Raw genomic sequence first — 14,220 nt, 5'->3', positions numbered from 1 at the left:
TAACATGCCCCGCGAGAGCAATCCGAGCCTGAAGGACCCTGAGCTGTATGAGGAACTCCGGAAAGAGGGGGCGTCGAAGCAGAAGGCTGCCCGCATCTCCAATGCCGCCGCGCAGAGCGGACGGAGCGCCGTTGGGCGCAAGGGCGGGGAATCCGGAAGTTACGAGGACTGGACCGTCGCAGATCTCAGGAAACGGGCCAAAGAGCTCGGCCTCACCGGCTACTCGCGCAAACGTAAAGCGGACCTCATCTCGGAGCTCCGCAATTCCTGAGAGCACGTCGGACGGCAGGAGGCCCGGTGCCCCGGCTGCGCAGGAGTGACACGACGGCTCCCGGGTTCGGTCGGAGACGAACCCGGTCCGGGTTCCGGTATGTCGATGAGGCAGGACGGCCCCTCCACGACGAGGCGGCGATCGAACGGATCACCGCGCTCGTCATCCCACCGGCGTGGACCGATGTCTGGATCGCCCCCCAGCCGAACGCCCACATCCAGGCGGTCGGCACCGACGGGGCCGGCCGACGCCAGTACCTCTACCACGAGGCCTGGTCCCGCAAGCAAGCGGAACGAAAGTTCGACCGTGCGCTGGACCTCGCCCTCGCGTTGCCCTCCGCCCGGCGGCTGGTGACGCTCGACCTGCGCGGCGTGACCGGTTCGCGGGAGCGCGCCCTCGCCGCGGGGTTCCGTCTGCTCGATTCCGCGAGGCTCCGGGTGGGCAGCGAACGATTCGCTCTCGAGCACGGCAGTCACGGGCTCACCACCCTGCTTTGCGGGCACGCCACCGTCAGCGGAGACACCGTGCTGCTGGACTTCCCCGGCAAGAGCGGTCAGGCGTGGTCGAGTGAGACCGAGGACGCCGACCTCGCCGCGGTGGTGCGTTCGCTCAAGACCCGCGGACCGCGGGCGCGACTGCTCGCCTGGAAGAGCGGCAGCACCTGGCGGCCCCTCCGTGCGCAGGAGGTCAACGACTACGTCCGCGAGCGGACAAACGGCGACTTCACCGCGAAGGATTTCCGCACCCTGCACGGGAGCATCATCGCCGCGACGGCGTTGCGGCGGCTCGGCCCTGCACCGAGCGCAACCCGATACGCGCGGAACGTGGTGATCGCCGTGAAGGAGACGGCGGATGCCCTCGGCAACACGCCGGCGGTCGCCCGGAGCAGCTACATCGACCCACGCGTCCTCGACCGTTACCAGTCGGGCGACCTGCTCAACGGTCGCGGGCTGGCGCCGGAAACGGCCCTCCGCAGGCTCATTCTCGGCACGGATGACGCCTGATGAGTGTCAACCCCTTGGGCAGCGCCGTGCTCGGGGGAAGAATGAGGCAATGACCTCCTCCGACCCCAGCGAAGCCCAGGCGGTCGCCCTCGCCGAAGCCATCGCGCACGCTGTGGACGGAACCCACTTCAGGATTGCGGTGGCGGAGTCCCTGACCAGCGGCCTGCTCTCCGTGCGACTCGGGGCGGCGCCGAACTCCTCGACCTGGTTCGCCGGGGGAGTGGTCGCCTACATGACCGAGACGAAACACCGGGTTCTCGAGGTCGGGGCGGGACCAGTGGTGTCCGCTCGCGCCGCCGAAGAGATGGCAACCGGTGTCGCGAAACTTCTCGGTGCGAACCTGTCGATCTCGGTCACCGGCGTCGGCGGTCCTGACAAGCAGGACGGCCAGGAGGTCGGGACCATCTTCATCGGCATCCATTCGCCGCGCGGCGAGCTCCACGTCGCGGAACGCCAGCTCGGCGGGAGCCCCGAGGAGATCGTCGACTCCGCCGTCGTGGCTGCGCTTCGCCTGCTCGAGGCTCGCGTACACGCCCTCGTCCAGCCGAGTGCACGCAGTCACTGAGTCAGCCGTGCCCGTGAGCGGCGGGCAGGGACCGCGACGCGACCCGGTCGGTGACGACGGCCAGAATCGTCCCTCCGAGGTAGGCGAGCAGGTCGGATGCCACGAAGGTCGTCCCGAGGACGTAACGGATCGGGGGCACCAGCCCGGCAGCGACCGTCGGCACGCCGGTGAGTTGCAGAAACTCGAGCGCGACACAGATGCCAAGCGAGATCGCGCCGATCCGCACCGCGGCCGCGGCGGGAACAAGAACCGCGACGACGAGGAAGAGGAGACCGGCGTACAGGATGCCGCCGCCCGCGTCGCCCAGCACGCCCGGAATCGAGCGGACCAGGATCCCGGCGACGACGACGATGCCGGCGAGGGCGAGGAGTGTTCCCCGGGGACGTCGCGGCGGAGCATCCGGAATGGACGGTGTCGAGCCCGGCGGGCGGGCGACGGGGTTCCAGGGCACGCCCCCATTCTGGCGGACGCCCCCGGTGCGCTGCGGCGTATCCTGAACCAATGACGAGCCGCCTGGAGTTGACCGACGTACTCGCCGACCTCTACCTGCAGACCCCGTCGGAGTTCGTGTCGGTGCGCTCCGACCGGGTCCGGGCCGCCCGGGGAGACGGCGACGCCGAGCTTGCCCGCCGGATCGGCCGGCTGCCGAAACCGTCGGTCGCCGCCTGGCTGGCAAACCTGCTCGCCGCGCGGCGCACGGCCGAGGTCGACGAACTCGTCGACCTCGGCGCGCTGATCCGGGATGCCGAGAAGAACCTCGACGCGGCCGAGATGCGTCAGCTCGGCAAGCAGCGGCTGCAGCTCATCCGGGCACTGGCCCAGCAGGGCAAGCAGCTGGCGAGCGAGGCCGGCCAGAAGGTGAGCCCGGCGGCCATGCTCGAGCTGGAACAGACACTGCACGCGGCGATGTCGGACCCGGCGGCGGCCGACGCCGTGCGAAGCGGACGCCTGCTCCGTTCCCTGGCGTCGAACGGAATCGAACCGGTCGATGTCGACGACGCTGTCGCCCTGCCTGAGGTCGCGGTCGCCCGGGCATCCCGTCCGGTCCTGTCGGTCGTCGAGAAGAAGCCGTCGGCCCGCGCCGTCGCCGAGGCCGAGAAGAAAGCGGATGACGCGCTGGCGCGCGTCGCCGAGGCCGACGCCGAACGGGCTGCCATTCGCGAGAAGCGGACGGCTCTCGCGGGGCGCCGGGCAGAGCTCGCCAGGGAACGCGACGACCTCGCCGAGCGGCTCTCGGCGCTGGACCGGGAACTGGCGAGCACCGAACGCGAGGAGAACGCGCTCAGCCGCGACGCGGCATCCGCCGACCACCGCGCCGACGTTGCCACCCGCGCGGCGGAGCGGGCGACGGAGAGGCTCCGGTCGCTCCGGAAGGCCTGAGTCGGCGGCTCGCGAGTCTGTCTGCCGGTACGGATGTGGACGCAGTTTGGGCCGAATACGTGATCTTCGGGCCTTCTGCCCACTATCGTGCTTATACAGGGGGTGCCCGCCCCGTCGGGAAAGGAAACCATGGGAAAGCTGTTGTATGGGCTTCCGGCTGTCGAGATCGAAGCTTCCGACCGTGAGTTGGCCCATCTGAGGGTCGTCATGATCACCAAGCTCCGGCGTGGCGAGATGTTCGCCTTTGCGGTCGACGGCCGCGTTGAGAACGCCGGCACAGGTCGGCGGATCCTCTGGGTCCACCCGTCGATCCCGCTGCAGTTCCAGTTCGACGGGACGGCTGAGGAGAAACTCAACCGGGAGTGGCTCGAAGAACTGATGTCCGCTGCCAACAGCGGCGGCAACCTGCGCCTCACCCCGGAGCCCACCGAACGCACCTGACACCAGGGCGTCGCCACAGCCTCCACGTCGGCTGTGGATCTGGACCACCGACGCGCGAGCGGCGTACAGTGGCATTCAACGGCAACCCAGGACCCCGGTCGCCCCATTCCGTTTCCGGACTGGAGGACACCGTGGCATCAGACGTTCCCGCTTTTCTTCCCCCTTCGTCCCCGCGACCGCCCAGGGCGCGCGACACGACGAGCGAATTCTCGGAGTTGGCGCAGAAAATTCACGCGTCAGGGCTGATGCGCCGACGGTATGGCTACTACTGGGCGAAGCTTGTCGCCCTTCCGGTCGCTTACGCTGTGGCCGTCACGGTGTTCCTGATCGTCGGCGACACGTGGTGGCAGTTGCTCGTCGCGGTCGGCTTCGCTGTGCTGTTCACGCAGACGGCATTCCTCGGCCATGACGCCGCCCACCGGCAGATCTTCCGGTCGGGCCGGTGGAACGACTGGACAAGCCTCATCATCGGCGACCTCTTCGTCGGCATGAGTTACGGCTGGTGGCAGCACAAGCACACCCGTCACCACGCCAACCCGAACAAGGACGGCGCCGACCCGGACATCGAGCTGCCGGTCATTTCATTCACGCCCGCACAGGCGGCGAAGCGCCGCAACCCGGTCACGGCGTGGGCGATCGCGCACCAGGGCGTCTTCTTCTTTCCGATCCTCCTGCTGGAGGGGCTGTCCCTGCACGCATCCAGCGTTCGCCGCGTTTTCAGCCGGGAGCCCATCGACCGGCGTTGGGTGGAGATCCTGTTCATTCTCCTCCGGCTGGGCGGCTACCTCGCCCTTGTCTTCGTCGTGCTGTCTCCCGGCATCGCCTTTGCGTTCCTGGGTGTGCAGCTGGGCGTCTTCGGCTTCTACATGGGAGTCGCGTTCGCGCCGAATCACAAGGGGATGCCGCTGGTTCCGCGTGACGCCAAGCTCGACTTCCTGCGCAGGCAGGTTCTCATGAGCCGGAACGTGCGAGGAACGAAGTTCCTCGACGTCGCTCTCGGCGGACTCAACTACCAGATCGAGCATCACCTGTTCCCGTCGATGCCGCGCCCGCACCTGCGCCGGGCGGCCCCGATCATCTCGGCCTACTGCCAGGAACGCGGAGTGACATACACGCAGACGGGACTGTTCGAGTCGTACGGGATCGTGCTGCGGTATATCAACCGGGTCGGGCTGGGCCAGAGCGACCCGTTCGACTGCCCGCTGGTGGCCCAACGATCCGCACTGTAAGCGACCGTCAGCCGTCTGTACGGTCCTCGACGTCTGCGGGCCGCGCCTCATGGTGGCGGCGACCGTGGGTGCGTCGGTCCTCCTTCATCTCCGCTTCGAACAGGTGGCGTTTGCCGTCGACCAGTTCCTGCCGGGCGCGGTCCTCAGCGGCGACGAACGCCCGGTAGTAGTTCGCGTCGTAGTCCTCGACGATCTGGAACGTCCACCGCCCCTCGATCACGTTGCGACCGACGATCTCAGCGTCGATCTCCGCGGCGAGGGCCTCGTGGCCGGCAGCGCGCAGCATCCCCACCGCCTCACCAAGAGCAAGGTCCGCCTTGCCGGTCAGGCGGTGGAAACCGTAGAGGTAACCCCTGGCGTGTTCCACGACCTCGAGGGCTTCAGACAGTTTGCCGAGCGCCGCGATTGTTTCGTCGCTGGCTGAATCCGGGCGTCGGTGGGCGGAATCGGGACCGGAGTCGGAGAGTGTCATAGCCAGCCATTATCCCGCCGGCGCACGGGGAACCGCTATCCCCGGCCGTGGCCTTCCGCGTTCCTCGCCGGCGCGGTACGGTCCGAGCATGAGAGCGGTATTCGTGTCGTGGATCGGGGTCGTCGTGATCGGCCTGCTCTGCATGCTTCTCGTCAGTCTTTCGGGGCGGTGAGTCCGATGAAGTCGATCTGGCGCGACCACGGCCTCAGCATCTTCTTCGGGACGATCTTCGTGCTGGCACTCGCCGGCCAGTCAGTCGCCGGGCTCCTGGTCTTCAACGAGGAACAGGCTGCGCACGGTGGCGAGCCGGTGTCGTGGGGGGCGTTCGTGACATCCAGTGCGTTCGTCGTCGACGTCGCCGAGAACTGGCAGTCGGAGTACCTGCAGTTCTTCCTCTTCATCCTCGCCACGATCTGGCTGGTGCAGAAGGGGTCGCCTGAGTCGAAGAAGCCGGGCGATGAGGGGATCGACTCCGACGAGAACCAGCTCGTCGGAGCATTCGCCCGCGAGGACTCGCCGAAATGGGCACGGGCGGGGGGCTGGCGGCAGGTCCTCTACTCGAACTCGCTGCTCCTCGTCATGGGCGGCGTGTTCGCGGTGTCCTGGTTCATCCAGTCGGTGGCGGGCACGGTGGTGTACAACGATGAGCAGCGCCAACACGGGGAGCAGACCGTCGACTGGCTCGGATACGTCACGACAGCGGACTTCTGGAACCGGACCCTGCAGAACTGGCAGTCCGAGTTTCTCGCTGTCGGCACCATGGTCGCGTTCTCGATCTACCTGAGGCAGCGCGGATCGTCGGAGTCCAAGCCGGTGGGAACACCCCACCATGAGTCGGCGACTGAGAGTGAGTGAAGCATGAGTGAGGACGAGCTCATCCGCTACGGCCGGAGCCTTCCCGGCGTCATCGTCGACACCGTCGGCGAAGGATCGGGGGCGCCGCAAATCGCGTGGGGCGACTCGTTCTTCTACTTCGATCCCGACGACGACCCGCAGAACCGGCTGCATCCGTTCACGACGATCGTGACGAAGGACTACACCGGATTCGACGAGGCATCCGACCTCGACCGCCCGGGCGTGTTCCGGCTCAACATCGCCGTCGGCCGTGCCGCGTTCGTCGACCTGCTCGGCTATGCACCGTCCCAGCACGCGGAACACGCCGGAGAATTCGACTACACCCAGCTGGACGAGCTGCTGCCGCACCCGGTCTACGCGGCGCAGGGCTGGGTGTCGATCCTCAACCCGGGGGAGTGGACGCTCGAGACGGCGAAAGGCCTCATCGCCGACGCCCGCGATCTCGCGGCGAAGCGGCACGACCGTCGCGCGTCGCACTGACGATCGGGGCGTCGCCGCCCCGCGTGACCGAAACTGCTGGACCAAACTGTTGTGCCGGTGGTGGGACTCGAACCCACACGTCCTTTCGAACAAAGCATTTTGAGTGCTCCGCGTCTGCCATTCCGCCACACCGGCTCGTAACAACGTGCACAAGAGTACCGTAGGATTAAGCCGTGACCGAGCCAGATGTAACCGCCCCCGCCCCGCGTCGAGTTGTCGTAGCCGAAGATGAATCCCTCATCCGACTCGACATCGTCGAGATCCTCCGAGACAACGGATTCGAGGTCGTGGGTGAGGCCGGCGATGGTGAGACGGCTGTCGCCCTCGCCACCGAACTGCGACCGGACCTGGTCATCATGGACGTCAAGATGCCCCAGCTCGACGGAATCTCCGCCGCTGAACGCCTGAACAAGGCGCAGATCGCACCGGTCGTGCTGCTCACGGCGTTCAGCCAGAAAGAACTCGTCGAACGCGCGAGCGAAGCGGGAGCCCTCGCCTACGTCGTCAAGCCGTTCACACCGAACGACCTGCTGCCCGCGATCGAGATCGCGCTGAGCCGGTACCAGCAGATCATCACTCTCGAGGCCGAAGTCGCCGACATGGTCGAGCGTTTCGAGACCCGCAAGCTCGTCGACCGGGCCAAGGGCCTGCTCAACGAGAAGATGGGCCTCACCGAGCCCGAGGCGTTCCGCTGGATCCAGAAGGCGTCGATGGACCGCCGCCTGACCATGCATGACGTCGCCCAGGCGATCGTCGAACAGCTCACCGCGAAGAAGTAACAACCGCGGCGTGTGACGCGGGCGGGCCGGTTCTCCGGCCCGCTTCGTCGTTAACGGATGCCGCCGCTTCATCTGACGCAAACGCCGACTTCCCCCGCCCGAAAACCGGCATCCGGGCCAAACGAACGCACGGTCGCGGCATCCGCGGCAGTTCATCTGACGCAGATGTCGACTTTCCACTCCGAAACCGGCATCCGGGCCAAACGAACCCACCCGATGCCGTCAGCCGGCCGGCAGGTCCTTGATCAGGTTCGTCATCCGGATGGTCGAACACCGGCGTCCCTGTTCGTCGGTCACTGCGATCTCGTGCACGGTCAGGGACCGGCCCAGGTGGATCGGCGTGCAGACGCCGGTGACGACGCCGGACGTGGCCGACCGCGTGTGGGTCGCGTTGATGTCGATGCCGACAGCAAGCTTGCCCGCGCCCGCCCACAGGTTGGCCGCCATCGAGCCGAGCGTCTCGCCGAGCACCACGTACGCTCCGCCGTGGAGCAGCAGGTCCGGCTGGGTGTTTCCCTCGACCGGCATCGTTGCCACGGCCCGGTCATCCGAGAACTCGATCACCTCGAAACCCATTTTCTGGGCCAGGGCGCCTCCGCCGCGCTTGAGCAGGTAGTCGCGGTCATTCGGTATCGAGTTGGTCATCGTCGCCTTCGCTGGTGCTCGAAACCCACTATCGCAAGTCGCTTGTAGGCTGGTGTGGTGTCGGACAACGAAAAGCCTACCCTCCTCGTCATTGACGGTCATTCCCTAGCATTCCGGGCGTTCTACGCGCTTCCGGTCGATAGTTTCTCGACCAAGGACGGCCAGCACACCAACGCCATCCACGGTTTTCTCGCGATGCTCATCAACCTGCTCCGCGACCACAAGCCAACCCACCTCGCGGTGGCCTTCGATATCTCGCGGTCCAGTTTTCGCACCCGGGAGTACCCGGAGTACAAGGGCACGCGGGGTGCGACCCCGTCGGAGTTCGTCGGGCAGGTGCCGCTGCTGCAGACCGCACTCGCGGCGATGAACATCACCACCCTGTCGATCGAGGACTACGAAGCCGACGACATCCTCGCCACGCTCGCCGTCCAGGGCAAGGAGCAGGGCTTCCGCGTCCTCATCGTCTCCGGCGACCGCGACACGATCCAGCTCGTCAACGACGACGTCACGCTGCTCTACCCGTCGCGCATGGGGGTCTCCGACCTCACGATGTACGACGCCGCCAAGGTGATGGAACGGTACGGCATCCAACCGCACCAGTATCCCGAAGTCGCCGCCCTCGTCGGCGAGACCAGCGACAACCTGCCCGGCGTGCCGAAGGTGGGCGAGAAAACCGCGGTGAAGTGGCTGAACCTCTACGGCACCCTCGACGGCATCCTCGAGAACGCCGACAAGATCGGCGGCAAAGTGGGGGAGAGCCTCCGGGAGCACAAAGAGAACGCGATCCGCAACCGCAAGCTCAACCACCTGCTCACCGACGTGGAACTGCCGGTCACCATCGACTCGCTCGTGAAGAAGCCGATCGACGAGCAGGCGGTGCGCGACATCTTCGGCCGGCTCGAGTTGCGGACCATGCTGGACCGCCTGTTCAAGGCGGAAGGCGTCGTGGAAGAGGGCGAAGCATCCGCCTCGCCTGCGACCGCAGCGCTGGCCAGCCCGGTGCCGCAGCAGCTCCTCGATGAGGAGCTCGGCGCCTGGCTGACGCGCGCCGTCGCCGCAAACCCCGACGGCCTCGGGTTCACCGTCGACGTGTACGACGGCAAGCCCACCGGCATGGGCATTTCGACGCCGACCGAGTGCGTCGCCGTCGCGTGGATTCCCGGTCGCGCCGACTACGCCCCGTTCGAGGAATGGCTGGCGAGCCCTGCCCCGAAGCTCATGACCGACGCGAAACGGCAGCTCAAGGCGCTCAAGACGGCCGGGCTCCGGTTCGACGGCCTCGCCTACGACACCCACGTCGCCGGATGGCTTCTGCGGCCCAGCGGCCAGGAGAAAACGCTGTCCGACCTCGTCAGCCGGTACCTCGACGAAACCCTGCCGGTGTCAGACCCGAACCAACTGGTCCCGGTGAACGAGCCGGCCTCAGCGCCGGTGGAGGCCTGGTACACGCTCCGCCTGGTCGGTGCCCTGACCGTGGCGCTCGACCCGGGCTCCCGCAACGTCCTCACCTCGATCGAGGTGCCGACCCTGCTCACCCTCGTCGACATCGAACTGCGCGGCGTCACCGTCAACCACGAACAGCTGACCGGGCTGAGCGCCGAGCTTGCCGCGAAAGCCGCCGACCTCGCGTCTCGCTGTTACGAGATCATCGGCCACGAGGTGAACCTCGGCTCGCCGAAGCAACTGCAGGAAGTCCTCTTCAACGAGCTCGACATGCCGAAGACCCGGGCGAACAAGACGGGCTTCTCGACGGATGCCGGCGCGCTGGCCGACCTGCAGGCCTCCAATCCGCATCCCTTCCTCGGCCTTCTGCTCGAACACCGTGACGCCACCAAACTGCGTCAGATCGTCGAGACCGTCGACAAGGCGATCGCGGCTGACGGCCGGGTCCACACCAGCTACGTGCAGACCGGGACCACAACGGGTCGGATCTCGTCGACCGATCCGAACCTGCAGAACATCCCCGTCCGCACCGAAGAGGGCCGTCGCATCCGGGCCTCGTTCGAAGCCGGCGAAGGTTACGAGACGCTGCTCACCGCCGACTACTCGCAGATCGAGATGCGGATCATGGCTCACCTCTCCGGTGACGAGGGGCTGATCGAGGCGTTCCGGTCCGGCGAGGACCTGCACCGCTTCGTCGGCGCCCGCATCTTCGGCGTCGACCCCGCCGACGTGACGAACGAAATGCGCACCAAGGTGAAGGCCATGTCGTACGGCCTGGCCTACGGGCTCAGCGCGTTCGGCCTGTCGAAGCAGCTGAGGATCGACTCGTCCGAGGCGAAGCAGCTCATGAGCGACTACTTCGCCCGGTTCGGCGCCGTGCGTGACTACCTCCGCAACGTCGTCGAACAGGCCGTCGAGGACGGGTACACCACGACGATCTTCGGCCGCCGCCGGCCGTTCCCCGACCTGAAGAGCCCCAACCGGGTGCTGCGCGACAACGCGCAGCGCGCCGCGCTCAACGCTCCGATCCAGGGCTCGGCAGCCGACATCATGAAGATCGCCATGGTTCACATCGAGGCCGACGTCGCCGCCCAGGGACTCGGTTCCCGCATGCTCATGCAGGTGCACGACGAATTGATCTTCGAGGTCGTCGCGGGGGAGTGGGATGCCCTCGAGGCGATCGTTCGCAGCCGGATGGCCGGTGCCGCGAACCTGACCGTTCCGCTCGACGTCCATGTGGGCCGCGGCCACAACTGGGATGCCGCCGCCCACTGAACTTCGTGACGCATCGGGCGCCGCTGTCCTATGCTCGACTCCATGACTGAACCCACGCGCACTCCGTCAGCCGTCGACGCCATCGCCGAAGACTGGGTCGACACGCTCGTCGAACTCGATCCGCTGGTCGGGACCTACATCGGCCGCACTGAGGCGAACGGCAGGTTCGGCGATTTCTCGCCCGCCGGGCACGAACGGTACGTCGCCGAAGTGAAGCGGACGCTGGCAGCGCTCGACGCCGCGCAACCGGTCGACGGCGTGGACGAGGTCACCAAGACCGACCTCACCAGCGAACTCCGACTCGACCTCGAGAGCGCAGACGCGCAGCTCCACCTGCGCGACCTCAACGTGATCGCGTCGCCCGCCCAGGGCATCCGTGAGATTTTCGACATCATGCCGACGGCAACCGTCGACGACTGGGCGAACGTCTCCACCCGGCTGAAGGCGCTGCCTGAGGCGATCGCCGGCTACGTCGAAACGCTCCGCCTCGGCATCGAACGCGGCATCACCCCGGCCAGGCGGCAGGTGGCTGAGGTCTTCGAACAGGCGAAGAGGTACAGCGCAGACGAGGGCTTCTTCGTCGAACTCGCCGCGACGGCCTCACCGAACGGCGGCCAGCTCCCGGCCTCTCTCGCCTCTGACCTCGCGGACAACGCCGGGCAGGCCGCCGTCGCGTACGCGTCCCTCGCGGACTTCCTGGCCCACGAGCTCGAGCCCGTCGCGCAGGAGCAGGATGCCGTCGGCCGCGACATCTATGCCCTCCAGTCCCGCCGGTTCCTCGGCGCCACGATCGATTTCGATGAGACCTACGAGTGGGGAATCGACGAGCTCGCCCGCATGGTCGCCGAGCAGGAGTCCATCGCCCGCGAGATCAAGCCAGGGGCGAGCGTCGAAGAGGCCATCGCCTTCCTCGACGGCGACTCGAGCCGCAAACTGCACGGCACGGATGCCCTGCAGAAGTGGATGCAGCAGACCAGCGACCGTGCGGTCGCCGAACTCGGTCGGAGCCACTTCGACATCCCCGAGGAGATCCGCACGATCGAGTGCATGATCGCTCCCACGCAGGAGGGCGGGATCTATTACACCGGCCCGACGGACGACTTCTCCCGCCCCGGCCGGATGTGGTGGTCAGTGCCCGAAGGTGTCACCGAGTTCGACACCTGGCGTGAGCTCACCACCGTCTACCACGAGGGCGTTCCGGGGCACCACCTGCAGATCGGGCAGGCGGTCTACAACCGGGCGAAGCTCAACACCTGGCGGCGGCAGCTTGCCGGCACCTCAGGCCACGCAGAGGGCTGGGCGCTCTACGCCGAACGGCTGATGGAACAGCTCGGCTATCTCGACGACCCGGCGGACCGGCTCGGGATGCTCGACGGGCAGCGGATGCGGGCGGCGCGCGTCGTGCTCGACATCGGCGTGCACCTGGGCAAACCCCACCCGGACGGCACCGGAACCTGGACCGCCGACGATGCGTTCGCGTTCCTGCGCAAGAACGTCAACATGAACGACGGGTTCGTCCGGTTCGAGGTGAACAGGTACCTCGGCTGGCCGGGCCAGGCGCCGTCGTACAAGGTGGGGCAGCGGATCTGGGAGCAGCTCCGCGACGAATACGCCCGCCGTGAAGGGAACGCCTTCGACATCAAGGACTTCCACCGGAAGGCCCTCGACCTCGGCGGCGTCGGCCTCGACACGCTCAAGCGCACCCTCCTCGCGGACTGATCAGGCACGCGCCGCTCGCCCTAGTGCGGCGTGGCCACCAGGATCCAGCCGGCGTACACCGCGAGAACGAGGTAGAAGGCAAAGGGCGGGATGTCTCGAGTGCTGACGAAAAGGGCCGTGTACGCCGCGGCCGCGACGAGCAGCAGGACGCCGATCCAGGTTTCGTACTCCAGGCTGGCCAGTCCGAGCAGGGCCAGGCCGACGAGGGTGAGCCAGACGTAGCCCAGCCAGGGTCCTGCTGGGAGCTCGCCGCGGGCGAACTCCTCGATCCGGTGTCCGCGCCTGGCACAACTGACGCTGAACAGCACCGCACCCGCGAGCATTGCCCCTCCAGCGCTGCCGGCAAGCAGCTGGGTCGGCCCCGACCAGGCCGTCGCGAGCACCAGCACACCCACACCCGTGATCACCGGACCGCCGGCGTAGAACCACTGCGCCGTCCGCCAGGCACCCGCCCGTGACCGCAGCAACGCGAGTCGTGCCTCGGGCGTCCGGGTCACGAACACTTGCGGCACGCCGAAGGCCGCGCCCGTGAAGAAGACGAGAATGCCGGCCAGGATGAGCCAGCCTGCCGTGCGGACGATCAGATCCGTGACATCCATCATGCACCACTCACATCAGGGGACCTGCTCTTCGCCGAACCCTACGCCGCCGCACGTTACGATTCAATGCCCACCCCGTCGCAGGGATGGGGAAGAGAAAGTGGAGGCAACCACCGAATGACCCAGATCGCCCTCGTCAGCCACGGCCTCACCGACCCCGCCCTCCGCGACGACGACCTTCCGCTGCTCCGGAACGCGCTCACGGCGGCCGGGCTTCCCACACGGGTCGTCCTCTGGACCGACCCGTCGGTCCTCTGGGAGGACTTCGGCCTGGTGATCATCCGGTCACCGTGGGACTACCCCGAGCAGGCAGCGGCGTTCCTCGACTGGCTCGACCGCGTGGCATCCGTCGTCCCTGTCGTCAACGCGCCCGCCCTGATCCGCTGGAACATCGACAAGACCTACCTGCGCGACATCCGGGCGGTTTCGGATGTTCCGCTCGTTCCGACGACGTTCTGCCTCACCCTCGACGAGGTGGAAACGGCTCGCGCGCAGCTTGGGTCTGCGCGCATTGTCATCAAACCGTCGGTGTCCGCCGGCTCGCAGAACACGGGGCTGTTCGACATCGGCGATCCTGCCGCGCGAACCCTGGCCGAGCACATCCTCGCTCTCGGCAAAACCGTGATGGTGCAGCCGGCGATCGACGGCGTGCAGGAGCGCGGCGAGCACGCCCTGCTCTACTTCAACGGCCGGTTCAGCCACGCCGTCTCGAAGGGCCCGCTGCTCGCCGTCGGCGGGGGACTGCTCGGCGGAACCTACGTCGAGACGATCGAGCCCGTCGACCCGGACCTGCGGGAGCGTGCGGTCGGCGATGCCCTCATCGCCGCGGCCAGGACCGTCCTCCTCAGGCGGGGACTGTCCGAATCGGACTCTCTCCCGCTTTACGCCCGGATCGACGTCGTGAACGACCCGGTCGCCGGGCCCCTCGTGCTCGAGGCGGAACTGTTCGAACCGTCGCTGTTCCTCGATTCAGCACAGGATGCCGTCGGCAATTTCGTGTCTGCGGTCCAGGAGAGACTGCTCCCGACAGACGATTCCGGCGCCCATTCTTAGGCGAGAT

At 67.3% G+C, this 14,220-nt stretch carries 16 protein-coding genes and 1 tRNA gene; 12 read left to right on the top strand and 5 right to left on the bottom strand.

Annotation, left to right across the window (positions count from 1 at the left end; all coding sequences use genetic code 11):
• Positions 1-4: 4 nt before the first annotated feature.
• The 3 genes from ABIE24_RS01160 to ABIE24_RS01150 are packed head-to-tail and all read left to right on the top strand — an operon-like array spanning position 5 to position 1,840.
• Positions 5-271, top strand: a complete 267-nt coding sequence (locus ABIE24_RS01160) for a DUF7218 family protein (RefSeq protein ID WP_354495987.1) — start codon at positions 5-7, stop codon at positions 269-271.
• A 26-nt stretch (positions 272-297) separates the two neighbouring features.
• On the top strand, positions 298-1,275 hold the full coding sequence (locus tag ABIE24_RS01155) for a DNA topoisomerase IB (RefSeq protein ID WP_354495985.1): 978 nt from the start codon (positions 298-300) through the stop codon (positions 1,273-1,275).
• 49 nt (positions 1,276-1,324) lie between these two features.
• Positions 1,325-1,840, top strand: coding sequence for a CinA family protein (locus ABIE24_RS01150; RefSeq protein WP_354495982.1), 516 nt, complete (start codon positions 1,325-1,327; stop codon positions 1,838-1,840).
• A gap of 1 nt (position 1,841) precedes the next feature.
• Here ABIE24_RS01150 and ABIE24_RS01145 read toward each other — a convergent pair whose 3' ends face one another.
• Positions 1,842-2,291, bottom strand: coding sequence for a ribosomal maturation YjgA family protein (locus ABIE24_RS01145; protein WP_354495980.1), 450 nt, complete (start codon positions 2,289-2,291; stop codon positions 1,842-1,844).
• Between the two features lie 50 nt (positions 2,292-2,341).
• Between ABIE24_RS01145 and ABIE24_RS01140 the strand changes: the two genes are divergently transcribed.
• The 3 genes from ABIE24_RS01140 to ABIE24_RS01130 all read left to right on the top strand — a co-directional run bounded on the left by ABIE24_RS01140 (position 2,342) and on the right by ABIE24_RS01130 (position 4,890).
• Positions 2,342-3,220: a transposase gene (locus ABIE24_RS01140; RefSeq protein ID WP_354495978.1), complete on the top strand. Its 879-nt coding sequence runs from the start codon at positions 2,342-2,344 to the stop codon at positions 3,218-3,220.
• Positions 3,221-3,349: 129 nt separating this feature from the next.
• Positions 3,350-3,661 carry a DUF7882 family protein gene (locus tag ABIE24_RS01135; RefSeq protein ID WP_354495976.1) on the top strand — a complete coding sequence of 104 codons (312 nt, stop codon included), beginning with the start codon at positions 3,350-3,352 and terminating at the stop codon, positions 3,659-3,661.
• Between the two features lie 131 nt (positions 3,662-3,792).
• Complete coding sequence (locus ABIE24_RS01130) at positions 3,793-4,890, top strand: fatty acid desaturase family protein (protein WP_354495973.1); 1,098 nt, start codon at positions 3,793-3,795, stop codon at positions 4,888-4,890.
• Positions 4,891-4,897: 7 nt separating this feature from the next.
• On the opposite strand, the gene ABIE24_RS01125 is transcribed toward ABIE24_RS01130, so the two are convergent.
• Positions 4,898-5,362: a hypothetical protein gene (locus ABIE24_RS01125; RefSeq protein ID WP_354495970.1), complete on the bottom strand. Its 465-nt coding sequence runs from the start codon at positions 5,360-5,362 to the stop codon at positions 4,898-4,900.
• 177 nt (positions 5,363-5,539) lie between these two features.
• On the opposite strand from ABIE24_RS01125, the gene ABIE24_RS01120 reads away from it, so the two are divergent.
• Positions 5,540-6,217: a DUF6766 family protein gene (locus tag ABIE24_RS01120; protein ID WP_354495968.1), complete on the top strand. Its 678-nt coding sequence runs from the start codon at positions 5,540-5,542 to the stop codon at positions 6,215-6,217.
• Positions 6,218-6,220: 3 nt separating this feature from the next.
• Positions 6,221-6,697: a DUF6194 family protein gene (locus tag ABIE24_RS01115; protein ID WP_354495966.1), complete on the top strand. Its 477-nt coding sequence runs from the start codon at positions 6,221-6,223 to the stop codon at positions 6,695-6,697.
• A 52-nt stretch (positions 6,698-6,749) separates the two neighbouring features.
• On the opposite strand, the gene ABIE24_RS01110 is transcribed toward ABIE24_RS01115, so the two are convergent.
• A tRNA-Leu gene (locus ABIE24_RS01110) sits at positions 6,750-6,832 on the bottom strand.
• A 38-nt stretch (positions 6,833-6,870) separates the two neighbouring features.
• On the opposite strand from ABIE24_RS01110, the gene ABIE24_RS01105 reads away from it, so the two are divergent.
• Positions 6,871-7,476, top strand: coding sequence for an ANTAR domain-containing response regulator (locus ABIE24_RS01105; protein ID WP_354495964.1), 606 nt, complete (start codon positions 6,871-6,873; stop codon positions 7,474-7,476).
• Between the two features lie 222 nt (positions 7,477-7,698).
• Here ABIE24_RS01105 and ABIE24_RS01100 read toward each other — a convergent pair whose 3' ends face one another.
• Positions 7,699-8,121, bottom strand: a complete 423-nt coding sequence (locus tag ABIE24_RS01100) for a hotdog fold thioesterase (protein ID WP_354495963.1) — start codon at positions 8,119-8,121, stop codon at positions 7,699-7,701.
• Between the two features lie 57 nt (positions 8,122-8,178).
• Here ABIE24_RS01100 and polA point away from each other — a divergent pair, with 57 nt between their 5' ends.
• The gene (gene polA, locus ABIE24_RS01095) at positions 8,179-10,842 is read left to right on the top strand and encodes a DNA polymerase I (protein ID WP_354495961.1); all 2,664 of its coding nucleotides are present in this window, start codon (positions 8,179-8,181) and stop codon (positions 10,840-10,842) included.
• Between the two features lie 42 nt (positions 10,843-10,884).
• Complete coding sequence (locus ABIE24_RS01090; RefSeq protein WP_354495959.1) at positions 10,885-12,561, top strand: DUF885 domain-containing protein; 1,677 nt, start codon at positions 10,885-10,887, stop codon at positions 12,559-12,561.
• 20 nt (positions 12,562-12,581) lie between these two features.
• Here ABIE24_RS01090 and ABIE24_RS01085 read toward each other — a convergent pair whose 3' ends face one another.
• Positions 12,582-13,163, bottom strand: a complete 582-nt coding sequence (locus tag ABIE24_RS01085) for a hypothetical protein (RefSeq protein ID WP_354495958.1) — start codon at positions 13,161-13,163, stop codon at positions 12,582-12,584.
• A gap of 114 nt (positions 13,164-13,277) precedes the next feature.
• Here ABIE24_RS01085 and ABIE24_RS01080 point away from each other — a divergent pair, with 114 nt between their 5' ends.
• The gene (locus ABIE24_RS01080) at positions 13,278-14,213 is read left to right on the top strand and encodes an ATP-grasp domain-containing protein (RefSeq protein ID WP_354495956.1); all 936 of its coding nucleotides are present in this window, start codon (positions 13,278-13,280) and stop codon (positions 14,211-14,213) included.
• Positions 14,214-14,220 lie beyond the last annotated feature (7 nt).

The sequence above is a fragment of the Mycetocola sp. 2940 genome, from assembly GCF_040548835.1.
GTDB lineage: Bacteria > Actinomycetota > Actinomycetes > Actinomycetales > Microbacteriaceae > Mycetocola_A.
Note: the sequence above shows the minus strand (reverse complement) of the source record. Positions and strands in the feature narration are given on the sequence as shown.